This window comes from Candidatus Poriferisodalis multihospitum, assembly GCF_028283155.1.
GTDB lineage: Bacteria > Actinomycetota > Acidimicrobiia > Acidimicrobiales > Poriferisodalaceae > Poriferisodalis > Poriferisodalis multihospitum.
The window spans coordinates 37,719-61,933 of sequence record NZ_JAPYOK010000097.1 but is presented as its reverse complement, the minus strand read 5'-3'; the positions used below and the strand labels follow the sequence as shown (position 1 = coordinate 61,933).

At 66.4% G+C, this 24,215-nt stretch carries 22 protein-coding genes; 4 read left to right on the top strand and 18 right to left on the bottom strand.

Annotated elements, in window-relative coordinates; all coding sequences use genetic code 11:
- Positions 1-28 precede the first annotated feature (28 nt).
- The 9 genes from VI480_RS10645 to VI480_RS10605 form a co-directional block, all read right to left on the bottom strand.
- Positions 29-1,183 carry a TlpA disulfide reductase family protein gene (locus tag VI480_RS10645; protein WP_323672817.1) on the bottom strand — a complete coding sequence of 385 codons (1,155 nt, stop codon included), beginning with the start codon at positions 1,181-1,183 and terminating at the stop codon, positions 29-31.
- 31 nt (positions 1,184-1,214) lie between these two features.
- A complete protein-coding gene (locus tag VI480_RS10640) occupies positions 1,215-2,381 on the bottom strand; it encodes a hypothetical protein (RefSeq protein ID WP_323672816.1) in 1,167 nt (388 codons plus the stop codon).
- Positions 2,382-2,388: 7 nt separating this feature from the next.
- Entirely contained in the window at positions 2,389-3,618 is a 1,230-nt protein-coding gene (locus VI480_RS10635) for a hypothetical protein (protein WP_323672815.1), read from the bottom strand.
- Positions 3,619-3,688: 70 nt separating this feature from the next.
- Positions 3,689-5,077, bottom strand: a complete 1,389-nt coding sequence (locus tag VI480_RS10630; RefSeq protein WP_323672814.1) for a carotenoid oxygenase family protein — start codon at positions 5,075-5,077, stop codon at positions 3,689-3,691.
- The gene (locus VI480_RS10625) at positions 5,074-6,543 is read right to left on the bottom strand and encodes a N,N-dimethylformamidase beta subunit family domain-containing protein (protein ID WP_323672813.1); all 1,470 of its coding nucleotides are present in this window, start codon (positions 6,541-6,543) and stop codon (positions 5,074-5,076) included. Before VI480_RS10625 ends, VI480_RS10630 begins: the two co-directional genes overlap by 4 nt.
- A gap of 50 nt (positions 6,544-6,593) precedes the next feature.
- On the bottom strand, positions 6,594-7,502 hold the full coding sequence (locus tag VI480_RS10620; RefSeq protein ID WP_323672812.1) for a haloalkane dehalogenase: 909 nt from the start codon (positions 7,500-7,502) through the stop codon (positions 6,594-6,596).
- Positions 7,499-8,053, bottom strand: a complete 555-nt coding sequence (locus VI480_RS10615; protein WP_323672811.1) for a hypothetical protein — start codon at positions 8,051-8,053, stop codon at positions 7,499-7,501. The genes VI480_RS10620 and VI480_RS10615 overlap by 4 nt, the downstream gene beginning before the upstream one ends.
- Before the next feature lie 11 nt (positions 8,054-8,064).
- Positions 8,065-10,188 (bottom strand): arylsulfatase, encoded by a 2,124-nt coding sequence (locus VI480_RS10610; protein ID WP_323672810.1) that lies wholly within the window; start codon positions 10,186-10,188, stop codon positions 8,065-8,067.
- Between the two features lie 49 nt (positions 10,189-10,237).
- Positions 10,238-11,059: an MBL fold metallo-hydrolase gene (locus VI480_RS10605; protein ID WP_323672809.1), complete on the bottom strand. Its 822-nt coding sequence runs from the start codon at positions 11,057-11,059 to the stop codon at positions 10,238-10,240.
- Between the two features lie 203 nt (positions 11,060-11,262).
- Between VI480_RS10605 and VI480_RS10600 the strand changes: the two genes are divergently transcribed.
- Positions 11,263-13,545, top strand: coding sequence for a CotH kinase family protein (locus VI480_RS10600; protein ID WP_323672808.1), 2,283 nt, complete (start codon positions 11,263-11,265; stop codon positions 13,543-13,545).
- 24 nt (positions 13,546-13,569) lie between these two features.
- Here VI480_RS10600 and VI480_RS10595 read toward each other — a convergent pair whose 3' ends face one another.
- From VI480_RS10595 to VI480_RS10565, 7 genes are all read right to left on the bottom strand, one after another.
- Complete coding sequence (locus tag VI480_RS10595) at positions 13,570-14,574, bottom strand: LLM class flavin-dependent oxidoreductase (RefSeq protein WP_323672807.1); 1,005 nt, start codon at positions 14,572-14,574, stop codon at positions 13,570-13,572.
- Positions 14,575-14,581: 7 nt separating this feature from the next.
- Entirely contained in the window at positions 14,582-15,019 is a 438-nt protein-coding gene (locus VI480_RS10590; RefSeq protein WP_323672806.1) for a PPOX class F420-dependent oxidoreductase, read from the bottom strand.
- Positions 15,020-15,124: 105 nt separating this feature from the next.
- Positions 15,125-15,655 (bottom strand): adenine phosphoribosyltransferase, encoded by a 531-nt coding sequence (locus VI480_RS10585; RefSeq protein WP_323672805.1) that lies wholly within the window; start codon positions 15,653-15,655, stop codon positions 15,125-15,127.
- A gap of 28 nt (positions 15,656-15,683) precedes the next feature.
- Complete coding sequence (locus VI480_RS10580; RefSeq protein WP_323672804.1) at positions 15,684-16,451, bottom strand: class I SAM-dependent methyltransferase; 768 nt, start codon at positions 16,449-16,451, stop codon at positions 15,684-15,686.
- On the bottom strand, positions 16,444-17,634 hold the full coding sequence (locus VI480_RS10575; protein ID WP_323672844.1) for an aminomethyltransferase family protein: 1,191 nt from the start codon (positions 17,632-17,634) through the stop codon (positions 16,444-16,446). The genes VI480_RS10580 and VI480_RS10575 overlap by 8 nt, the downstream gene beginning before the upstream one ends.
- 99 nt (positions 17,635-17,733) lie before the next feature.
- Complete coding sequence (locus tag VI480_RS10570; protein WP_323672803.1) at positions 17,734-18,153, bottom strand: nitroreductase family deazaflavin-dependent oxidoreductase; 420 nt, start codon at positions 18,151-18,153, stop codon at positions 17,734-17,736.
- A 22-nt stretch (positions 18,154-18,175) separates the two neighbouring features.
- Positions 18,176-19,063: a phytanoyl-CoA dioxygenase family protein gene (locus tag VI480_RS10565; protein WP_323672802.1), complete on the bottom strand. Its 888-nt coding sequence runs from the start codon at positions 19,061-19,063 to the stop codon at positions 18,176-18,178.
- 158 nt (positions 19,064-19,221) lie between these two features.
- Between VI480_RS10565 and VI480_RS10560 the strand changes: the two genes are divergently transcribed.
- Together VI480_RS10560 and VI480_RS10555 are read left to right on the top strand one after the other, a co-directional pair.
- Complete coding sequence (locus VI480_RS10560; RefSeq protein ID WP_323672801.1) at positions 19,222-19,854, top strand: GNAT family N-acetyltransferase; 633 nt, start codon at positions 19,222-19,224, stop codon at positions 19,852-19,854.
- A 20-nt stretch (positions 19,855-19,874) separates the two neighbouring features.
- A complete protein-coding gene (locus VI480_RS10555) occupies positions 19,875-20,837 on the top strand; it encodes an alpha/beta fold hydrolase (protein ID WP_323672800.1) in 963 nt (320 codons plus the stop codon).
- A 46-nt stretch (positions 20,838-20,883) separates the two neighbouring features.
- Here the strand turns inward: VI480_RS10555 and VI480_RS10550 are convergent, their stop codons facing one another.
- Together VI480_RS10550 and VI480_RS10545 are read right to left on the bottom strand one after the other, a co-directional pair.
- Positions 20,884-21,273, bottom strand: coding sequence for a RidA family protein (locus VI480_RS10550; protein ID WP_323672799.1), 390 nt, complete (start codon positions 21,271-21,273; stop codon positions 20,884-20,886).
- Positions 21,274-21,294: 21 nt separating this feature from the next.
- Entirely contained in the window at positions 21,295-22,140 is an 846-nt protein-coding gene (locus tag VI480_RS10545) for a TauD/TfdA dioxygenase family protein (RefSeq protein ID WP_323672798.1), read from the bottom strand.
- A 134-nt stretch (positions 22,141-22,274) separates the two neighbouring features.
- Between VI480_RS10545 and VI480_RS10540 the strand changes: the two genes are divergently transcribed.
- Positions 22,275-24,176 (top strand): alkyl/aryl-sulfatase, encoded by a 1,902-nt coding sequence (locus VI480_RS10540; RefSeq protein ID WP_323672797.1) that lies wholly within the window; start codon positions 22,275-22,277, stop codon positions 24,174-24,176.
- The last annotated feature ends 39 nt before the right edge of the window (positions 24,177-24,215 follow it).

Here is a 24,215-nt window from a genome sequence, read left to right as displayed (position 1 = left end):
CGGCGTCGGCGGCACCAACCGACGACTGCTAGCGGCTGAGCAGGCTCTTGACCCGGCGGACGGCTGGCGTCCAGAACCACTCGGGCTCGGTGAATCGGCGGTAGTCCTCGCCGGGCAGATCCATCGGGTCGTAGTAGCTCTTGTCTGTGTGCTTGCGCAGGTTGTTCGACTTCTTCAGCACCTGCAGGTACGCGTAGACCGTCCCCTTGTGAGTCCATCCCTGCCGGTGGTAGTTCCAGTTGTCGGGCGCCAGCTCCTGTGCGTCAGCGAAGTGCTTCAGCGCCCGCTCGCTGTCGCCGACCGCCTCGAAGTAGAGCGCCAGCTTGAAGGTGGCTTCCGCCAGCAGCGCCTCGTCGTCGATGGGCTTGAGCCGAGAGGCGAGATCCACGCTTGACCAGACATGCTCGCTGTCGGCACCCCGTTCGATCCAGTCACGGGTGGCCTGAGCGAACGCGTTGTCGCCCAGCCGAACCTTGCCGAGGCCGAACTTGATGGTCGTCTCCGCCGGATACACACCCTCGTTGCTGCGGACGATCTGGCCCTCCTCGTCGATCCAGGCCGCCGAGGGCACATTCACCCAGCCGAACAGCGAGCTGATCCGGTGGGTCGAGTCGACGACGCAGCGATACGTCGGCGACGCACGGTCGAACCACTTGGCCACGGCATCCTCGCCGCCCGAGTCCTGCGCCACGCTGATCAGCTCGAACTTGTCCGGGCCGATCGATTGGTACAGCTCCTGCCAGACCGGCAGGCTGACGCGGCAGCCTCACCAGGATGACCAGGTGAACAGCACCACTTTGCGGCCGCGCAGGTCGGAGAGCCTCAGAGTGTTGCCGTTCCGCTCGACCATCTCGAAGTCGGGAGCGACGCCAGACTCCAGCCCGACGCGGCGAACCTCGGGCACCGACCCAACGCTCCACACATCGCCGTCGCGCACGTACTTCTGGCCGATCATGTCGGCAAATGCCGAGTAGTGAAGCCACACCCAGTCCTCGGCGTCTGCGATCCACGCTTCCCGCTTGGCCTCCGGCAGCGGCACGCAGAGCTCGCCGAGGCACGCCCCTTCGGGCTTCAGCTGCCAGCCCGTGGCCTTCTGCAGCTCGTCAAGCCGCACCCACAGCTCGTCATGTGTGTCAGTGCGCTGCGCGACCTCTGTCGTCTGATCGTTGGCGAGGATGATCACGTTTGCTCCGCGAGAGATCAGGTTCCCAGGCTCAGGGAAGCGCTCCGCCTTCGGTCATGCCGAGCAGTATCTGACCGTACTGCTCGTAGACGACCGCAGACACCATCAGGTGCGACTGCACGGTGTAGATGTCCCGCAGGATGCGCTGCATCTCGCTGTCGTTCATCACCGCGCTCCCGCCGGTGAAGCGAAACAGATCACTCACGAGATCGGTCGCCTCGTCGGTGCACCACACTGCGGCGGCTTGAGCCTCGGTCACGAGGGCCGGATCAGGCGGGCCGTCGGCCGCCGAGTCGAACATGCGCTCAAGCGATTCGGCCATCGCCAGCGCGCACGCGTTCATGCGGATGGTGCCTTGACCGATGGTTCGCTGGAAGACCTGCCTGTCGGCAAGGCTGACCCCGCCGAGGTAACCCCGCTTCTTCTCGATGGCCGTCTCGGTCATCGTCTGCAACGCCAAGCGTCCGAGCGCATAGGCAAAGCTGCCGTGCTCGTTCACGACGTAGGCAGGCAGCCCGAGCCGCATGAGCGCTCCACCTCGCGGCGGCCCGCCGCCGAGTGCATCGATGGCAAATCGATCGGGCACGAAGACATCGTCGAGCTCGTAGTCGCAGCTGCCGGTGCCTCGCATGCCGAGCGTGTGCCAGTTGTCGTGCAGGATGACTTCACTGGTAGGCACAAGCGCCCTGATCACTGGCGGTCCGTCCGAGAAAACCGGCACCGCCACCCAGTCGGAGTGCTCAACGCCGCTGCCCCAAGCCCAACGGCCCGACACCCGGTAGCCGCCTTCGATGCGCCGTGCTCGGCCGCCGGCTCGCAGCGAGCCGGCCATGAACGGGAAACCATCCGCGAGCACTTCGTCAACTGATTCATCAGAGAGGCTTGCAAACACGCCGCCGGTCACGGCTGAGGTGATGAACATGCACCACGCGGCCGCCGGGTCGATCATCGTCACGGCCTCGATCACGTCCATCTGGGTGACCGGGTGCGCTTCGGCGCCGCCCACCTCCCGCGGCGACTTCATCTTGAACAGTCCCGAAGATCGCAGCGCCTCCACCGAGCTCGGCGACAGTCGTCGCAACTTCTCGGACTCGTCCCGACCGGTCGTCAGCGCATCAGCGACCGAATCGACCGCCGCCAGCAGGTGGGCCCGGTTGGCCTCCCGGTTCTCCGGAAACTCGTTCTCGTGGGCGCTCACTGCCCGCTCAGATCGCGTCGACGATGTGCTGGAGCTCGCTGAGGTCCCGGGACAGCAACGACTCTCGGATCTCGTCAGGCCGGCCTGCGAACCTCGGGTCGCACTGGGGGCCATTGAGATTGTGAACGCCGGACTCCTCCACGGTCGGGCCCCATTGGTTCCCGCCGTTGTCGCCCAGTTGCCCGGGATCGGTCATGTCGATCGTGTTCGGCCCATAGTCGGCATCCACCCGGTCGCCGTCGCACATGTGCTCGTGAACGTGGCCGTAGGGGTCATGCCAGTAGTCGTAGATCTGCGAGCCGTAGACATGACGTCCGACGCCCCACGCCAGTGCATAGGGCGCGCCCTCCGCGGCCCGCTCCCGGAAGTGCATATGACCCCGGAAGACGTCGTCCATGCTGAACACCTCGAACGCTGCGTGGCTGAACTGCGCCTCGGGGGTCCCGTCCATGAGCGGCAGCACCAGCATGCTGTGATGGTCGGTTTCAGCCGCGCCCCGATCCATCCGCATGAACTGGAACATCACATCGGAGCCCGTCGACTTGATGAGCTCCACGAGCGGCGGCGGGAAGTGCTCTTCGGCCCCCGGCGGGATGATCATCCGGGCTGCGTCGCTGACGAGCATGCCGAAGGTGTCTTCGAGGAAGCGCATGAAGGCCTGGTGCGATCCTGGCGGCACGGCCGTCACCACGTGACCGAGCCGGTACACCTCCGGCGGACCGGGGTCCTTCTTGATCGGGTAGCGATTGCCGCTGACGTCCTGCTCGACGCCTACTCGGTCGTCGACGCCGGCGTGGTTGTAGGAATGCCGGCCACGCCTCGCTGCGAGCGGTTCTGCCTGCTGACCGTGCACGGCTTCGAGCACGAATCCGGTAATCGGCTCGACGAAGTGAACGCGCTTGCCGCCGCCGAGCTGACCCTCCGCGCCGCCGATGTCGTGCACCGGAGAGCAGCCGGGAACAGCGGCGGCCAGTGCATCCAGGTCGCCTTCGGAATCCACTTCGAACGCCCAGCCCATGAACTTGGCTGGACCCCGGTGCACCACGTGGAGGAAGGGCGTCGGCTCGAGGCCTCTGGAGATCAGCACGTCGTCGTCTCGGCGCGCGACAACGAGACCGAAGTCGTTCACGAACGCCTCCATGGCGTCGAGATCGGGCGCCGAGATACGGATGTAGGCGATGTCGACGGCCTTCACGATCGGCGTCGCCGTTTCGGGCAGTGTGGCGGCGTCAACCATGTTCCCTCCCGATCGCCGGCGTTACCGTAATCCAGCCGTTCTCTGGACGATGCGGGGCAGAGGCAGTCGATCAGCTCTCGATCGGCGGAGTGACTGCAGTGTCGGGCACCCAGTTGCCGTGGAATCCGTACGGCACGCGTTGCGGCAACGGCACGCGGGCCACTGCAGGGCGACTGAGGTCGCGGGCATCGAGAATGACCAGCTCGCTGCCATCGATCGTCTCGTCGTAGACGTAAGACATCAGCCAGCCGTCGTCCTCGGCGCTGCCCTCGGGATCAGGGACGAACACGGCCTCTGCGCTCCCCCGCCCCGGACCGTGGTCGTGAAACTCGGCATTGCCGGTCTCGTAGTCGATCTTGAAGTTGGCTCCGGGAATGAGCCCATCGCCGACACCCACCGTGTAGCCGAAGCGATGTTTGCGGGCGGCCCGGTCGGCCCGGACCTGGGGGAACTCGTGGAACCGGTCGTCGATTCGCTCCTCGTCGACCCTGCGGGTAATGGGGTCGACGGTCCAGCGGTCGAGCGTGGGCCGGGAATCGCCGGCCGGGCCCAGCTTGTCGCGATCGAACATCTTGTCGTAGCGGCACAGATCGATCACGACGCGCCCGTCGCCGTCCTCGTAGGCATTCAGCGGGTGGAACACGTAGCAGAGCCCGACATCGCACCAGACGATCTCGTCGGCCGTGCCCTCGCGGGGCAACAGCCCCACCCGGGCCCCGTAGTCGGGATCCCATCGGAACGGGAACGACGCTTCCTCGCTGAGCGCGAGGTCCAGATCGACCGTGACAGGCAGGTCGTAGATCACGGCGTAGTTCTCGGTGAGCGACATGTCGTGGATCATCGACATGCCCGGCAGAGGCACATCGACCGTCTTGCGCACTCGACCGTCGGCGCCCACCACGACGTACTCGACGTGATCGAACAGGTCTTGCCACGCATAGCAGACCGCGTGCAGCTCGCCGCTGCTGGGATCCAGCTTCGGATGCGCCGTGAATCCGGTCTTCAGCGTCCCGGAGAAGTCGTTGCGACACACTGTCTCCAGCTCGTAGCCGATCTCCACCGGCACCACGCCCGCTTCGACGAGCGCCCACGTCGTGCCGGCAAAGCCCCAGACGCTCGTATTCGCCGAGAAGTCGAGCGTGCCGACAGGCCCCGGCACCGCAGGTTCGCCCAACGCCTCCACCACGTCCTGGCCACGTACCCAACGGTTGCGGTACCACTCGGCGCGGCCGCCCCGCAGTCGCACCCCGTGCATCATTCCCGTGCCGACAAACCAGTGGCTCGTCGCCGGATCGGTGGGCGCGATCGGGTTCGGCCCGTTGCGCAGGTAACGGCCTTCGAGCGACGCGGGAATCTCACCGATCACGTCAAGGTCGAACGCGGTGACCTCTTCGGACACGGGAGCGAAGTTGCCCTCGCTGTAGGTGTTCTGAGGCTGGGCTTCGGCGGTGTCTGTCATTGCGGGCTCCCAGATTGGTGGGCGGCGAGGTCTATGTGGCGGCCTATCACGTTGCGGGTCACGGTGGCCACGTCGTCGTGCTCAAGGCCGTAGGCCCAATCGGTGCAACCTGTAGTGAACACCTCGCCGAGACCCCGCTTGAACCAACCCATCACCGCGGCACCATGTGCGAAGCGTTCCCTGTTCTCGGGCGTGTCACCGCCGCCGAGCCGCTCGGTCACCCAGTTGAGCTCACCGATGTAGCTGTCGGGCATCCCCGGCGGCGCTTCGGCGGTTTCCCACAGGTGAGCCGGCGCCGTGCCGAGCACCTCGAAACTGGCCGGCGTGCCGCCGGTGCTCCTGGCCACGGGCAACCCGTCCACCAGCTCGAGCTCGCAGCCGTCGCACTCGTAGCCCACCACCACTGGCTCACCGCCCAGCACGTCGCCGGCGATCAGTCGCAGGCCGTCGAATGCCCAGTGGTCCGGCCGCCAGATCGTGTACCCGCCCGAGCCCTTCGGGGCCCGCCGGCAGTGGGCATAGCCGCCGCGAGTGAAGGACACGCCCGTCATCTCCGACTCGGGCCGGCCGGTGAGCGGGTCGCTCCACATGGTCGACACCGTGTGCTCGGCGTCGGTGCCCATCACCGGATCGAGGTGGAAGTCGAGCTTGTAGCCGATCACCCGGTCGTCATCGCCGAAGCGAACCTGCCAGAACGCTGTGTTCCCGGAGAAGAAGGCAGCGGCGCCGCCGGCCTCGATCCAGTTCTCGACGTGATCGCGCATGGCCTCGGTCCAGTACTCGTCATGGCCGATGCTGATGTACAGCCGCCGCCCGTCGAGCAGGTCGGGCCGGGAGTGCAGGTCGAGGCTGGTGGCGTAGTCGAGGCTCACTCCGTTGCGTTCGGCCCAGGCGACGAACAGCCGCTCCCAGTTCGCCCACCCCGCGGCGGCCGACCAGTAGGAGTAGTTGTCGAAGTACTCGTCGACTTCGGGCCGTGGCAGCTGCCCGAAACGGGCAACCCGGTAGCGGTGTGGATCAGGCTTGTCCAAGAAGCCGCGTGGCAGCGGCCGATGCTGGGACGACTCGTGGCCGCCGGTGTAGAAGCTGGGCCCGCCCCAGTCGTTGTAGGCAGCCCATGTCGAGGTGGACAGCACCAGCAGCGTCTCGCTGGGCTCGGCGGCACGCACCACGAAGAAGGCTTCGGCAACTTCGCCGTCGCCGGCCGTCAGTCGGACGAGGTAGAAGCCGGGCTGCCAGGCAGGGTCGATGTCAATCGACAGCGATGGATCCCATCCGCAGCCCTCAGTGGCGCAGTCGCCGGGAACCGGCTGCTCGCCGACTGTGACTTCCCACGTTCCGGCAAGCTGCTCGGACGCACCGATCCGCAGCACCTCCACCCGGCAGGAGCCGCCGGTGGCGCTGACCATCAGGTCGACGGTGTCACCCGCGCTGCCGCTCTGCGGCCAGCAATATCCCGCGATCATGCGGCGACCGTAGTTGGCTCGTCGCCGTGGCGGTACGGGTGAGCGTGCCCTCAGTTGGCGTCGATGAAGTCGATCAGCACCTGTGCCAATTCGGGACCCTTGTCTTCCTGCAGGAAGTGGGCTGCGCCTTCGATGGTGACGTGTGCCTGGTCCTGCGCACCGGGCACCACGTGACGGAACGGCTTGTCGGCGCCCGCAGTCACCGGATCCTGGTCGCTGAAGCAGCACAGGAACGGCTTGTCGAACTGCTGCAGCACGCCCCATGCCTCCCGGTTCGGCTGGGCCTCGGGATCGTCCGGCGAGGTGCAGACGAACGACGGCCAGATGCGAGCGCCGGACTTGTACGAGTCGTCCGGAAAGGGAGCGTTGTAAGCAGCCACTACCGCCGGCTCAAGATCGGCGAGGCAGCCTCCGTTGACAATGTCGCCGATCGGGAACACCGGTGAGGTCTGGGAGAACTTCTGCCATGCCATGAAGGCATCGCTGGGCGAGCGGTCCCCGGTGGGCAGACCGGTGTTGGAGACGGCCACGCGGGCGAACCGCTCCGGCTGGGCCGTGACGAGCCTCAAGCCGATCAGCCCGCCCCAGTCCTGGCCGAAGAACGTGATCTCGCTCAGGTCGAGCGCATCGAAGACCAAGCTCGACATCCACGTCACGTGACGGGCGTAGCTGTAGTCGGACTGCTCGGCGGGCTTGTCGCTGCGGCCGAAGCCGACCTGATCCGGCACGACCACCCGATGGCCCGCGTCGGCCAGCGGCCGGATCATGTGCCGGTACAGGTACGCCCACGACGGCTCGCCGTGCAGCAGCAGCACCGGATCGGCATCGGGCGGTCCCTCGTCGATGTAGTGGACGCGCAGCGAACCGCCCTCGCCGTCGGGAATGTCGGTGTAGTGGGGCTCGAAGTCGTACCCCGGGAGATCTGCGAAGCGCTCGTCGGGCGTTCGAAGGGTTTTCATGGTGATTGCTCCTCTTGGTCGAGTCGAGACTGGTCGAGTTCAGTGAGAATGACGGCTGGGTCGGCATCGGGCGGCGCAATTCGGCGCAGTCGCGCCGTGAACCCCAGGTAGTCCCACATGAGGTGCTCGCCGTCGCGCCAGCGGCGCACCTCGATCGGCCCGGAGGGTCCTTCGAGACCGTGAGGGCGCAGCACGTGCACATGGTCCTCGAAGCTGGCGACCACGTGGATCTCGGTCGACTTGTCGAACTCCGCTACGTCGTGCACGCCATTGTCCAACGTGCCGTCGCAGCGCATGTCGTGGATGATGCCGGCGCCGGTCACCACTACCCGATCGGCGGCCTGCTCGATGCGCTGCACGTGCCCGATGGCAGGATGGCCGGGCTGCGCAGTGCCGTCCACGTACACCTCGACGGTCTGCCAGAAGCCCCGCAGATCGGGCGCGCCGTCGGACAGCGGCTCGGTGCAGCCCGCCAGGACCGGCGGCGGCCAATTCGTCCAGCCTCCCGCTGGGGTGTACGCGACGGGAATGGAGTCGGCGGTCAACGTCATCGTCGTGTCTCCTATTGGCGGGCCATCTCGGTGCGCGCTGCTGTCTCGGCTTCGGACCGTGATGCACCGCTGCGGTCGATCTCGACGGCATGCAGTGCGCCGCTGAAGGCAAACGGCGCCTCGTATCGCGGAGACACTGCCTGACCGTGGTCGTGACCGACGCTGGAGCCGATCGAGGAGATGATGTGCATCATGTAAGGAAGCTCCGCGCTCCCGCAGGGCTCGCCGTCGATCGCCAGCTCGATGACGCCTTCGGTGCGGCTCGTGCGCTGCACCCGCGCCGTCAGCATGCAGTCGCCCGCAGGCACCTCCAGCTCGGACTCGACGACGGTGTGCTCGCCGAACGAGTTGTAGTCCACCACCAGGCGGCCGTTCTGCACGAACACCGACATGCCCGGCGAGTGATCGTCACGCCGGGCGACGAACAGCTCGATCATGCGGTCGTCCAGCGGCAGCACGCCGTGGCGCTCGGCTTCGGCCCACCACAGGCCGATCATCTCGTCCAGCTTGTCGGGCCGGGTCTCGGCGAGGTCGTTGCATTCAGACAGGTCCGCTGAAAGCTCGTACAGCTCCCAACGGTCGTCGTCGAAGGATTCCCCCTTGATGTGCCGCGTCACCGCCTTCCAGCACACGCCGTCCTGCTCGACCACGAGGGCACGGGAGCCGGACTGCTCGAAGTACTGGAGCGTGTTGGTGGCCGGGGCGCCTGCATCGGCGAGCACGGGGGCGAAGGAGTTCCCGGTAACCGGCAGCTGCGCGTAGCCACGGAAGACGTCGGGCGCCGCGATGCCCAGCAGGTCGTACACCGTGGGCGCCACGTCGGACACGTTCACGAACTGATCTCGTCGGGTGCCTCGCTGGTCGCCGGCGATGCCGGCGGGCCAGTGCATCACCAGGGGCACGTGCACACCGCCCTCGTGGGTGTTCTGCTTGTACCACTTGAAGGGGCTGTTGCCGCACTGGGCCCAGCCCCACGGGTAGTTGGTGTGCGAGTTGGGTCCGCCGATGTCGTCAAGACGGTCCATGACGTCGTCTGGGTCGTCGACGATGCCGTTGAAGTACTTCATCTCGTGCATGATCCCGAACGGCCCGCCCTCCTGGGAGGCGCCGTTGTCGGCCAGCACGATCAGGATCGTGTTGTCGAGCTGGCCCATCTGGCGCAGCCCGTCGACGAGCCGGCCGATCTGATCGTCGGTGTGGTCCAGGAACGCGGCGAAGGCTTCCTGCAGGCGGCAGGCGAAGCGGCGATGGCTGTCGGGCAGCTCTGCCCACGGCTTCACGCCGGGGTTGCGGGGCGCGAGCTGGGTGCCTTCCGGTATGACGCCCTGCGCGAGCTGGCGCTCGTACCACCGCTGACGCACCACGTCCCAGCCTTCGTCGAAGCGCCCGCGGTACTTGTCGAGGTATGCCTGCGGAGCCTGGTGCGGAGCATGGGTCGCCCCGAATGGCAGGTAGGCGAAGAACGGCCGGTCGGGTCGCACGCCCTTGCTGTCGTTGATCATGCGCAACAGCTGATCCACCAGGTCTTCGCTGAGGTGGTAGCCCTCATCGGGCCCGCCGGGCGGGTCGATGTGGTGGTTGTCGACCACCAGCTCGGGGTGGAACTGGTCGGTCTCGCCTTCGAGGAATCCGTAGAACCGGTCGAAGCCGCGGCCGAGCGGCCACTGTTCGAATGGTCCGGCTGCGGAGATGTCCTCGGTCGGGGCCAGGTGCCACTTCCCGCAGCAGAAGGTGGCGTAACCCTGCTCGCCGAGGACTTCGGCGAGGGTTGCTGCGTGATTGGTGATGTGGCCGAGCTGGTGCGGGTAGCCCGTGCGGTGGTTCGACACCGAGCGCATGCCGACTGCGTGCTGGGACCGTCCGGTCAGCAGCGATGCCCGGGTCGGCGAGCACAGCGGGGTGACATGGAAGTTCGTGAACTGCAGGCCGCCTGCGGCGAGCGCGTCGACGTGGGGCGTGTCGATGTCAGAGCCGTAGCAGCCGAACTGGGCAAAACCGGTGTCGTCGAGCAGCACGATCACGACGTTGGGTGCATCGGCGCCGGGGTGCGGCGACGACGTGAAGTGCGGCTCGGACTCGGCCAGCGTGCGGCCGATGCGGCCTTCGAATGGGGCGGGCTGGATCGGATGTGTCATCGAGGCTCCTGAGACGATGCCGGGAACGGGTTGGCGTGACTGCGCACGTCTACAGCGTGACCGTCGTGAGATCGTCGCCGATGATCACTTCGCCATCGAAGTGCGCTGCAGCCAGCTCGACCCACTCCGGATACTGCTCGGGAGTGGGCGCCGGCACCATGTGAGTCAGCACGAGCCGTTTGGCGCCGGCGCGGGCCGCGGTCTGGGCTGCCTGCTCCACGTCGGAGTGGTAGTCGAGGATGTCCTGGAACATCTCGTTGGGGGACAGCCTGACGAGGTCGCTCCTGATGACCGTCTGGACGTAGGCATCGGCGCCTGCGGCCAACTGGTCCACGCCGACGCATGGGACGGTGTCCCCCGCGATGGCGGCAACCGCGCCCTCGTGTTCGAGCCGGTACCCCAGCGTCGGCCGCACCGGCGCATGGTCAGTCGCCGCCGTGCTGATGTGCACGTCGTTGATGTCGAACGCGTCGCCGGCCTCCAGCTCGGTCACCTCGACCTGCGGCTCGTTGACCAGCATGTCGTGGTGGGCGATCCGGTAGCCGATGTCGGCCTCCAGCGCACCGAGCTGCCGCTCGACGAACTGCGCCGTGCCCGGCGGGCCGTAGACATTCAGCGTTGCATTGCCCTGGCTCATCACCCAGTGGGTCGTGATCACGTCGTTGAGCGCGCACACGTGGTCGCTGTGCAGGTGAGTGATCAGCACAGCGCTCAGGAAGACCGGCAGCGAGCCGCCACCGGCCATGCGCATCACGGTGCCGCGGCCGGCGTCGATGAGGATGTGGGTGTCGCCCGCCTTGACCAGCGTGGAAGGCCCGGCACGGTTGGCATCGGGCAGCGGCGATCCTGTCCCGGTCAGCACGATGTCCATGACGTTCCTCAGGGTGCCTTGCAGTCTCGGCCGAGCCTCGACGAGCCAGCGGCACCCTAGCATTCTTCTGCCAGTATTACTGCCAATACCTTTCGCCCATGCCTCAGGTGGCATTCCCGATATGGCATTCCTGATTGGGCATCGCCGGTCGAGCCTGTCGATATGGTCCGCTGACGTCTCACCGAGTTTGGGAAGGTGGACGAATGCACGCATCGCGCCGGCTCCAGCGCCGCTTGGCCGCAGCGCTCGTGGCGGCGTCGCTGATCGCTGCCGGCTGCACGGGTGCGGCCGACGATGGCGCGTCCCCGACCACGACGCTTGCCCCCGACGCTGCAGCTCCCACCACCGCTCCCCCGGCAGCAACCCAAGACGATGCCGAGGCCGATCCGCGCGATGCCTACTTCGAACTCGACCGCGTGCTCGACATCAGCATCGAGATCGCCGTGGAGGACTGGGATGTCCTGCGCAACCAGACCCGCACCCTCGCGGACGTGTTCGCGGAGATCGAGGAGTACGGCCTCTCACGCCCGTTCGCCAGCATCTACACCTGGTTCAGCGCCACGGTGACCGTCGACGGCGAGACGCACGCCGAGGTGGGCGTGCGCAAAAAAGGCTTCGTGGGCTCCCAGAGCTCCACCAAGCCGTCGCTCAAGCTGCGCTTCGACAAGTACACCGACGGCCAGACACTTGCCGGGGGCATGAACCGTATGACGCTGAACAACAGCGTCCAGGACCCCTCGATGCTCAACACCTGCCTGTCGTACCGGGTGTTCGCTGCGGCCGGCAACCCTGCACCGCGCTGCAACTTCGCCACCGTGTCGGTGAACGGCACCGATCTCGGGCTGTACGTGCACGTGGAGGAGTTCAAGGCCCCGTTCCTGTCGCACCACTTCGGGAGCGCGGAAGGCCACCTCTACGAAGGCACGGTCAGTGACTTCACGCCTGAGTTCCGCGGCACCATCGAGAAGAAGACCCACGAGGACGCCGACGACTGGTCCGACATCGACGCCGTGGTCGCGGCCCTGGCGGATCCTTCCGACGCCGGCCTGAAAGCGCTGAGCGAAATCGTGGATCTCGACCGCTTCCTGTCGTTCTGGGCGACAGAGGTGCTGGTGGGCCACTGGGACGGCTACGCCGGCGACCGCAACAACTACTGGTTCTACCGCGTGCCCGACGGCCGGTTCGTATTCCTGCCGTGGGGCACAGACGGCACGTTCCACCTCTCCGATGACCCGAACCCCTTCGACAACATCTCCAACCCGCCGCCGTCGGTGCTGGCGCTCACCGCCATCCCCAACCGCCTGTACAACGACGCCGACTGGCGGCTGAAATACGTCGCCCGACTGAAGCAGATCCTGGACGACGTCTGGCACGAGACCGAGCTCCTGGCGGCGGTCGACGAGATGGCCGCCATCGTGCAGCAGCACGCCCTTCCCGCCGAGGCCAGCGCTGCCGAACGGGACACCGAGCGAGTGCGGACGTTCATCTCGAAGCGCAAAGCCGAGATTCTCGATGATCTCTCGCCGGAGCCGCCGGAGTGGCCCGAACCGCAAGCAGCCGCGCCCTCCAATGCCGGGTCGGGAACCGTCGAGGTTGCGTTCGAGACGACCTGGGGCACCCACCTGAACCCAAACCCACTCGGGCAGGGAACGGTCCACAGCCTGATGCTCAACGGCGCCCCTGAATCAGTCGGCGGCACCGGCGTGTTTGCTGGTGATGCGAACCCCGAAGAGCGTGTGCTGCTGCCGGGCGTCGACAACCCGACGTCGATTGTGCTCGTGAAACTCGAAGGCGACGGCTCAGTCAGCGGGATGTCGCTGGTCATCGCCCCCCGCCTGCTGGCCGGAGGCACCACGCTGGTCGTCGGCGAGGACGCCATCGCTGGGGGCATCTGGTCCATCCCGCCGGGAGCGTCGACACCGGACAGCTTCTCGCCCTTCACCGAAGGGGTGCTGGAACTGTCGGCCAGCGGAACGGCACCCGGCGCGGCTATCGCCGGCGCATTCTCCGGTGTCTTCGGGTGGTCCCCACCGGGGTCCGGCGATGCCGACGCCGGTACGCAGGGCCCTGACCAATCAGGTACGGCCCTTGATGTCGGTCTGGTCATCAATGAAGTGGCTGCCAAGGGCGACCCGCTCGACTGGTTCGAGCTTCACAACGCCTCACGAGTGCCCATAGCGCTCGACGGCTTCGAAATGGCCGACGATCTCAACGACGTCGGAAAGCGAGTGCCTTTCCCGGCCGGCACAGTCATCCAGCCGGGCACTTACTTGCAATTCAGCCTCGACAAGGAAGGCTGGCCCGGGTTCGCGCTCGGCAGCGACGAGGAACTGGGCATCTGGCTGCTCGACGGCACGTTGGTCGCCAGCGTCGACTGGGTCGAGGGCCAGTCCGGTGCCAATCAGAGCTACGCCCGTGTGCCCGATGTCACCGGCCGATTCGAAACGGTCGACACCCCCACTCCAGGTGCCGCCAACCGGCCCTAAGGCGACGGCGTCTCCGCAAGCCCGTCAATAGTCGGCGATGGCCCCGATGACCTGTTCGCCGATGAGTTCGATGGAACGCAGGATCTTGGCGTGGTCTCCGGAGATGTGGCGGACCATGACCTCTCCGAAGCCCAAGCTGGCGAAGTAGGCGAGACGTTCGGTGACCTCGGCCGCCGAGCCCACGATGAGATCTCCCTTGCCGGTCCCCCGGTAGCCCTCGGCGAGCACCTGGTCGACTTCTGCGTGGGCAGCCTGGCTGGTGTCGGCCACCAAGATGTCGCGCCGCAGCACAGCTCGTGCCGGTCGGCCGTGTGCGGCTGCCGTGTCCTCGTAGAGCTCCAGCTGCTCAACGCTGAGATCATCGGGCGTGTTCTGACCCGACAGCCACCCGTCGCCGAGCCGGCCCGCACGTTCTGCGACAGCGGGCACTGTGCCGCCAATCCAGATCTCTACGGGCACCCGTGGCAGCGGGCTGATGCTGACGTTGTCGAGTTGCACAAACCGCCCCTCGAAGCTGACCGACTCGCCATCGAGCAGAGGGCGCAGCACCGCGGCGAGCTCCTCGGTGCGCCGGGCCCGTGACGCCATCGAGAAGCCGTACGCCCTGAACGGCTCAGGGTTGCCGCCGTTCACCAGCACCACGATCAGCGGTGCTTCGGCAAAGGCGGCAAGTGTGCCGATCTGCTCAGCGAGCATGACCGGTTCGTAGAACGGCGCTAACAGAACGACGCCGACCGGCATGTCGCCCGTGACTGCCATGATCCGCGCCAGCGTCGGCGCCGGCGAGAACGTGTTGGCGTAGCTGGCCGGCAGTGCATGTTGATCGCCAGTCAGAAACCCGTTGAGGCCGGCTTGGTGGGCAGTAGCCGCCAGCTCGAGAACGTTGCGGGCTTGTTGGCCGGTGTCTTCGGCGCCCATGGGCCGCTCGAAGAACGCTCCCGGCGGGAGCGAGTCGAAGATCTCCTTGAACTGCGGATAGGTGTGAGGACCCGTCGGGTACAGGAACCGGATGGAGGTGCCCAGCTTCATGCGCCGGTCACTCCTGAGGCGGGGTGTGCTCGAAGGGCAGGTTCGAGTATCGACTCTGGGTCACCGTCACCCGCAGCACCACCCGGTTCTCAAGGTTGTCCCGCATCGGGAACGGCTTGGACGTGTACTTGTGACTGATGGCGTCCATGGCGGCCATGTCGGGGTCGGGCTCGACTTCGGCGACGCCTCGCAGCTGCATTTCCTCGTAGGGGTTGTCCATGTCAACGATCGAGATGGCGACTCGGGGGTCGCGCAGGATGTTCTGGGTCTTCAGCGATGTCCGCCCGGTGGCCATGATCACCGTCGTGGAGTCGACGAGATCGATCCAGATCGGGTCGAGCTTGGGCGAGCCGTCAGCACGCACGGTTGCGAGGTGCGCGAAGTTTGGCCTGCGCACCAGTTCCTGCGCCTCTGCGGTCATGGCCTTCGGTTCTGGCGTCGTCATGAATCTCCTCGCTTCGTGAGCGGGTCGGTGTGCAGGCGCTCACCGTAAACGCAAGCGCCGGGGCACCGCCCGCAAGGTGACTCGTGTGTTACGGGGCGGATCTCGCTAGTCGACGAGGAGCGCTGACTCGACGCGTGCATCGCCGAGCAGGCGGCGCCCGTCGAGGAACGCGAGCTCGACGATGAACGAGAAACCGACAAGCTCACCCCCGCCGAGTGTGACGAGCCGCGCAGACGCGGCCGCTGTGCCGCCAGTGGCCAACACGTCGTCGACAATCAGCACCCCTATCCCATCGGCGACGGCGTCGGTGTGCATTTCGAGACGCTCAACGCCGTACTCCAGCTCGTAGTCGGCACCCAGTGCGGAGCGAGGCAGCTTGCCCGGCTTGCGCAGCGGCACAAACCCGGCACCCAGCCGATCTGCCGCCATCCCGCCGATCACAAAGCCCCGGGCCTCAGGCGCCGCAACAAGCTCGACGCCCTCGTGCTCGAACGGTGCGACCAACTCGTCAACGCATGCTGCCAAGCCGGCAGGGTCCCCCAGCAACGGCGTGATGTCCTTGAACACGATCCCCGGCCGCGGAAAGCCCGGTACATCCCGTATCAACCCCCGCCACACCGCTAAATCGTGCCTCATCTCCGACGTCCAGCCATCCCCCAGCCGGCTACGAGCGCTGGGCTGTGAAGAGTGTGGAGATGTAGGGGATTTCCAACTGACCGGAGGGGTGGTGACGCTCAAGCAGTGCTCGCAGGCGTCGGCTCGTCTCTTCCTCGCCAAGATGTTGGACGGCGGCGTGCATCTTTGACGATGAGCGTGCCAGCCCGATGAACTGCTCGTGTGTCAGCGGCCGTGTCCATTCTGTGGCGTTTCTCGACACATCGTCGAGGCCAGCCTCGGCCAGCTCGGCGACGACGTCGAAGCTGCGGTAATCGCGGGTGTAGCCCGGACTGTGCTCTTCGAGGAACGACTCGTAGTCCTCGAACAGAGGTAATTCTTCCAATGCACGGTCGTTCTGGATGATCCCGATCACTCCACCGGGAGCCAATACTCGCCGAGATTCGATGTAGAAGCGAGGGTGGTCGAACCAGTGCAATGCCTGAGCGGCGATGACCAGACCTGCGGATGATTCCTGGAGGGGCAAGTCCTCAGCGCTGCCAGCACGGAATTCGACGGCGGAGTCTCGACTGTCGCTCACAGCCTGCGCTCGCATCGCCTCCCCAGGTTCGACCCCGACGATGCGCCATTCAGGCAAGATCAGAGCGAGTTGCCGCGTGGCGATGCCAGTGCCCGAGCCGACATCGACAGCCAGCTGGGGTACAGAGCGGCCATCGAGCGCTTCTCGCAGTGCGACCCACAGCGATTCGGGATACCCAGGCCGAGCCCGGCTGTAGGCGCCCGCGAGTTCGTTGAACGCCTGGTGGCGATCAGTCATGGCGGTCGGGGATGTCGACGAGGCGGCCTCGCGGGATGAGGCGCTCTGGGTCGTACATCGGCAGCGTGCAGAGCTCGCCGCGCAGCATGACTCCCTCGTGAGACTCCACTTCGAGTCGGGTGCCGGGGCCGTCTGCCGGGTCGTCCATGCGTGCAATCGCGACGCCGCATTGCAGGTACGGCGACCAGGCGGTCGAGGTCACCCGGCCGACGGGCGCGCCGTTGCGCCTCAGCGTGCGGCCGAGCTGTGCGATATCTCCTTGTGTCCGCAGACCCCAGGTACGACACGCTCGGTCGGCGCGCTCCAGCGCCGCCTTGCCGACGAAGTCGGGTTTGTTGAGGTCGACGAAGCGTCCGAGGCCGGCTTCGAATGGGCTGACCGTCCGGTCGAAGTCGGAGCCGGCGTTGAGCAGACCGGCCTCGATGCGGCGCGCCCTGAACACCTGCGCCGAGGTGATGATCATGCCGAACTGCCGGCCGACGTCGAGAACTCGGTCGCCGACCGCTTCACGATCGATATCGGGGGTGAGGTAGAACTCCCAGCCGAGCTCGTTCGTGAAGCCCGACCGGGTGATCACCACCGGCTGGTCGGCGATCGAGACCTCCGCTATGTCGAAGTAGCGGAACGGCTCGGGCGGCTCACCGTCGACAACCGCAGCCAGCACCTCGAGCGAACGGGGCCCCTGCACCTGGCTCACCCAGACATCGGGATCACGCACGTCCACATCGAGGTCAGCGGCGTGAGCCCGGTACCAGCCGTAGAGGTCGCCGTTGGCCTGCGCCATCCAGAACCGGTCCTCAGCCAGGCGCAGCATCACCCCATCGTTGATCATGCCGCCGTCGTGGTAGCAGGCGAATTGATAAGCGCATCGCCCAACGCGCACCTTGGACACATCCCTGGGGAACACTCGGTTCGCGAGCCGTTCGGCATCGGGGCCGACAAGTTCGATGGGCAACTCGCCGGTGTGGCGCAGGATCACCTCCCGGCGCACCTTCCAGTACATCTCGGTGGCCGAGACGTCGGCGAAGCGCACCGGCGTCAGGCGACCGTTGTAGATCTGATACTCGGGATCGTGCGCCAGCTCTTGGTACATCAGCGGGTGCGGTGCCATCGACATGCCGAGCTCGCTCGGAGGAACGCCCTCGGTGGACAGCGCTTTGGCCACGAACCTCAGCGGCGGCATCTTCACCGGAACAGCATGAGCGATGGCGCGCGACCAGACAAGAGACGGCGCTGCGCCGTGCGTGAATGTCGGAGCCAGCGGCCCCGCCGCCATCGTGGGTTAGTTGCGGACGAGTCGGAAGACCGGGATCTCGCGGCCGTGCTCGGCAGCGCTCTTCTCGTAGTCGGCGAACTGGGGCATCAGCGCAGCCTGGGCGTCGAAGAGACGCTTGCGCTCGTCGCCCTCGGTGAGCTGAGCCGTGGCCTCCCACTTGTCGGTGCCGACTTCGACCGTGACCGCCGGGTTGGCGACCAGGTTGTGGTACCAGTTCGGGTTGGTGGGTGCGCCGCCCATGGAGGCGATGATCACCACGTCGTCGCCATCGGTGGAGTACACGAGCGGCGAGCACAGCTCACGGCCGGACTTGGCGCCGGTCATGGTCACGAGGATCATCGGAGCGCCCTTCAACCACCCGCTGCAGTTGCACTCGTTCTCGCGGAACTCCTTGATCACAGGTTCGTTCATCTTCAGAAAGTCCACGGAAATCTCCTGTCTGGCGAACTCAGGCAGTATTGCCGCTGGAGCCGATCACGTCCTGCATCTCGCGGACATGGCGCAGCCACAGCCCGCCGCCGTTGTAGGGACGGGGGTCGTAGGAGGCGTGCCCGAGCAGCCGTTGCACCCGCTCGCTCTGGCCGGACAGCTCTCCCAGGCCGAAGTCCATCGGGCTGGCTTCCTCAGGGGTCAGCCAGCCGGCAACGAAGCTCACATGGAAGGCCCGGCGCCACCGGTCTGCGGTCTGGTTGGCGCCGCCGCCATGCAGCACGTATCCCGAATAGATGAGCGCATCGCCCGGCCCCAGCTCAGCCGGTACCGACTCCCGCTCTTCGTAGCGATTGAGCTCCGACAGCCGGTGGCTGCCAGGCACCACCCGGGTGGCGCCCAGCTCCTCGGTCACATCTTCCAAGCCGATCATGGCGCTGACAGTGACTTCCGGGGAATCCGGCCACGTCGCCTTCACGAACGCCCACCAGTTGTTTGCATCTCGGTGAAGAAACTGGGCGGGCTCGCCCGGCCCGATGTACATCACCTGGGCGGTGTTCAGCCAGTACGAGCCGCAGATCGGCAGCAGCACCGCATCTGCGATCTGGGCGTAGAGCTCGTTGTCGAGGACGTCGAAGAACGCCGGCGTCAGCCTGGCCAGGCTCGAGAAGCGGATCGTGTTCGACCCGACGAAGAGCTTGCCGTCGTCGCCGAGCCCCTGCGTGGCCCCGCCAGGCTCGACACCGCGGGCATAGTCGTCGGCCGCCTCCCGCATCTGAGCAATCGTGTCGGCGCTGAACATGCCCTCGACGATGACCCCACCGTCATCTCGCATCGCCTCAAGAATCGGCTCGAGTCCTGCCGCTGCGGGAATGCGCTGCAGCGAACCAACGGCGGTCTTGCTCATGGCGGCACGTCTCGACTTCCGGGACCCGTGCATCGGGCCATCTGCCCAGAAACTACTCCCCGGCTCACGGTTCGCCGCATTCGCAGCAGGCGCCGCGAACCCCATTTCGCCCCAGGGCTAGCGTCAGGCTCGCAGACCGGCAGCCAGAGGGGACGCTGATGGACATCACCACCGTGGATCGGGATCGGGCAGCTCAGTACACCGGCGATGTGGTCGAGCTGGTGTACAACTCGGGACCGCCCACCTACGACTATCAATTCGTCACTCGAGCGGCGTTCGACCGGCTGATCGGCGACTCGTGGCTCGCTGAGGGCACGCTGTGCGGGTATGACGAGACCACGGTCGCCCTCGAGGGTGACGATCTGCTGGGCATCGAGATCGGCTACGCCGGGCCCGAATTCGATCGTCGCAAGAAGACGCTGCGACCGCTGTGGGAGAGCATCATCGAAGACGGGGCCGTGACCCACGACGAGCTGGCCGAGATCGCCCGGCGCTCCTATCTGGCCAGCTACCTCAACGCAGTTATCCCCGCCAGCGCCTACTACGTCCATGCCCTGTCCGTCCGGCCCGATCATCACGGCCAGGGCATCGGTGCCGCGCTCATGAAGGACGCCATCGACCGGGCTGCCGACGAGGGATACCGGGTCGTTCACCTCGACGTGCTGTCCGACAACCCGGCAGTCAAGTTCTATGAGGCGTTCGGCTTCGAGGTGCTGGCCCAAACCGTCGCGCCCATCCCCCACAGTCACGGCGTGCCGATGGAACAGCGCATGTCGCTCGACCTCCGCTGAGTCGGCAAAGGCAAACAGCGATGACCGATTTCGTCCGCACCGACGACGCGCATTTCGACGCGCTGAACGACTGGGACTACGAGCCCCGCTACCACCAGTGGAAGGACCTGCGCGTCCACTACGTCGACGAGGGCCCGGCCGACGGACCCGTCATGCTGCTGCTGCACGGCATGCCGACCTGGGCCTACCTGTATCGAACCATGATCCCGGGCCTCGTAGACGCCGGGTTCCGCTGCGTGGCCCCCGATCACCTCGGCTTCGGCCGCAGCGACAAGCCGACCGATCCGAACTGGTACTCGATCGCCCGCCACACCGAGGTGCTGACCTCGCTGATCAACGCACTCGACCTGACCGACGTCTCTGTCGTGTGCCAGGACTGGGGCGGACCTATCGGCCTGGCTCAGGCGGCGATAATGCCGGACAGGTTCAGCCGGCTTGTGATCATGAACACCTGGCTGCACCACCCGGGGTTCGACTACGACGAGAGCTTCCTGCAGTGGATCGACGCCTGGAAGCCCGGCGGCCGGTATGCGCATCCGCAACCGAGCATCGGGGTGGTGCCACTGCTGGCAGGACGCATGGTCCGCTCACGTGACGTGGTGCCGGCGATCAAAGCAAGAGTCGAGCCCGAACTCGAGGGCGAAGCGGCGCTGAGGTACGCGGGGTTCTCAGCACCGTTCCGAGGCCTGCCCGAGGAAGGCTTCAACGGCGCCCGCTGGTTCCCGCTGTCCATCCCGGTCGGCAACTACGACAGCGGCAACGGCGCAGGCCAGGCATTGCACTACCGGGTGCTGCTGGGCTGGGACAAGGCCGCGCACTTCGTCTGGGGCGCCCAGGACGATGGCTTCAGCGAGGAGTGGGGTCGCACCTGGGCCGGGCAGATGAACGCGCCGATCGATGTACTGCCCGACGCCGGGCATTTCCTGCAGTTCACCCACGGTCCCGAGATCGTCGAGAACATCCTGCGGCGCGCCCGCGGCTGAAATGACGGGAAGCCTGACGCCGACGGCTCGATGAGCCAGGCGACGCCTACTCCTTGTAGGCGACGGCCTCGATCTCGACGAGCGCCCCGGGGATGATGATGCCGGCAATCACGGTGGTGCTCGCCGGCGGCTCGTCGGGGAAGTACTTCTTGCGGGCTGCGCTGTACTCGCCGTACTGGTCGATATCGGTGATGAACGCCTGCAGCTTCACCACATCAGCCATCGAGAAGCCCTCTTCGGCCAGCGCCAGGCCGATGTAGTCGAAGATCTCCTCGGTCTGCCCGCCCATGGACTTGCTGAGGTCGTTGGCGATGCAGCCCGATACGTAGATGGACGGCCCGGCCCTGACCGCCGGAGCGAACGCACCGCTCCGGATCAGCTCCGGAACCGGGTGTGCCTCGATGAGCGCCTCTGAACGAATGACCTTGCCAACCATGGCCGGAGACTAACCGTGCGGTCAGACAGGGCGATCGCCGATGAGCGTCACTCGCTCCATGCGGCGGTGCATGCCGCCGTGGTCGGGCACGGCGTAGTGCTGGGTGCAGCGGTTGTCCCACTGCGCAATCGACCCTGCCCGCCACCGGAACCGGCACTGGTACTCGGGCGTCGCTGCCTCGTCGTAGAGACGCTGGCGCAGCGAACGGCTCTCTGCGGGGGTCATTCCATCGATCGTGAGCGTGAAGATCCGGTTGACGTACAGGCTCTTGCGGCCGGTGACCGGATGGGTGCGCACGACAGGGTGCTTCTGCTCGGGAAACTTCTCGGCGGCCTCGGCGCGCTTGCGGTCGCTCATGCCACGCCCGAACGCCTTGACGTAGGAGTGGATCGCAAAGCTGCCGTCGATCTGTTCCCTGAGATCGTCGGGAAGGCGCTCGTAGGCCAGTTCCATGTTCGCGAAGCAGGTATCGCCGCCATAGCGCGGGACGATGCGGCCCATCAGCACGGAGCCGAGCGGCGGGCACTCGCGGAACGTCACGTCCGAGTGCCAGGTCTCGGCGGCGTAGAAGCTCTCCGCAGTGGATTCGAGCACGAGGATCTCGGGGTGCCCCTCCACATGGGGCGCGAACGGGTGGACTTCCAGCTCGCCGAGCGCACGCCCGTAGGCGACATGCTCGTGCTGCGTGAGCTGCTGATCTCTGAAGAACAGCACCTTGTGCGCCAGCCAGGCGTCCTGCAGCTCGGCGACTAGCTCGTCGTCGAGCTCCCGCAGATCTACGCCGGCGATCTCGGCGCCGATCGAGCCGGTGAGCGGCTCCACCCGAATGCGGTTGTACTCGTTCGGTTTCACCGCATCGACGCGCACTTCAGGCTCCTTCGGGGCCCATCACTCGGGCCCGCAATTGCTGCTCGCACACAGATACTCGCAGATACACCACAATCGGTCCCGAACCGAATCGGCGGGCGGCGCTCGCACGAAGGGATCAACGGAGGACCGACATGGCTCCAGGCGGGCACGACAACCACGACGAGGTCAGTCCGCCCGGGCCGAAGCCGCCGACTGGTCTCACCGTTGCAGCCAACACTGCGGCCGCGATCTCCTTCGACGATCCTGGTGACTTCGAACGAGCCAGCCGTGGCCTCGTCGCCCAGATCGACGATGGCCGCGTCACCATGGACGAACACATCGTGTTCGATGTGGCCCGTCACGCCTTCGTCAACGAGTCTGCGACAGCTCCCCCATCGGTCCATCCGAGCCTGTGGCGGCAGGCCCGGCTCAACGTCCATCACGGCCTGTTCGAGGTAGCCGACGGTGTCTGGCAGGTGCGCGGTTACGACCTCGCCAACATCACATTCCTGGCCGGAGCGGACGGCTGGCTGGTCATCGACCCGCTGACCAACGCTCCCGCGGCCGCAGCAGCGCTGGACCTGGCCAACCGCACGCTCGGCGCTCGACCCGTGAACTCGATCATCTACACCCACTCCCACGCCGACCACTTCGGCGGCGTGCTCGGGGTGACGAGTGCCGAGGCCGTGGCAGCCGGCGACGTGCAGATCGTGGCCCCCGACGGGTTCTTGCAGGAAGTCGTGAGCGAGTTCGTCATCGCCGGGCCCATCATGGGCCGGCGGGCCGCCTACCAGTTCGGGCCGTTGCTGCCGCCGGGTCCGCTCGGCCACGTCGACTGCGGGCTCGGCTCCACGATGGGCTTGGCGCGATCCGATCTGATCGCGCCGACCGACACCGTCTACGAGACCGGCGAGGAACGGATCCTCAGCGGCATCAGGATCGTGTTCCAGAACACGCCAGATGCCGAGGCCCCGGCGGAGATGAACTTCTTCTTCCCCGACAAGCGCCTGCTGTGCATGGCCGAGAACTGCACGCACACGCTGCACAACCTGTACCCGATCCGGGGTGCGCAGACCCGGGACGCGCTCGCGTGGAGCAAGTACATCGGTGAAGCCATGGACTTGTGGGCAGACGACACCGACGTGATGTTCGCGAGCCATCACTGGCCCCGTTTCGGCACCGCGGACGTTCGGGCGTTCCTGGCGATGCAACGCGATGTCTACCGATGGATGCACGACCAGACCATGCGCCTGGCCAACCAGGGTCTTCGACCGACGGAGATCGCCGCGCAGCTGCGGCTGCCGGCCGAGTTCGACCAGTCCCACGTGCAGGGCTACTACGGCACGGTGTCGCACAACTGCCGCTCGGTCTACAACCGTTACCTCGGTTGGTACGACGGCAACCCGGCCAGTCTCGACCCGCTCCCCCCGGTCGAAGCAGGCGCCAACTACGTCGAGTTCATGGGCGGCGCCGACGCAGTGCTCGCGAGAGCACGCGAGTGCTTCGAGCGCGGCGAGTACCGGTGGGTGGCCCAGGTCGTGAACCACGTGGTGTTCGCCGACCCTGCGAATGCCGAAGCGCGCAGCCTTCAGGCCGACGCGCTCGAGCAGCTCGGCTACCAGTCGGAGTCAGCTACGTGGCGCAACGCTTACCTGATGGGCGCGAAGGAACTGCGGGAGGGCTCGCCTGACTGGGGCCGCATCCCTGCCCGGGACATGTCGCAGGCCATGACTGCCGAGCACCTGTTCGACGTGATCGGTGTCCGCTTCGATCCCGACGCGTTCGATGCCGCGCCCGTGACTATCAACGTGCACCTGACCGATCTCGACGAGGATCATGTGCTCGGCGTCGGCCGCTCAGCCATTCACCACCGGCCGAATGCTGTCGACCCGGATGCCGTTGCATCGATCCGCACGGATCGCTCCACGCTCGCCGCTGCGCTCAACGACGCCGGCTCGCTCGACCGAGCCGAGATCGCCGGAGATCGATCAATCCTGCAGTCGCTGTTCGCCGGCTTGACGGTGTTCCGCACGGCACCGCTCATCGAGCCTTGAGGGCGACCGCGGGTCCTACGCTTGGCGCTGCAGACCGGC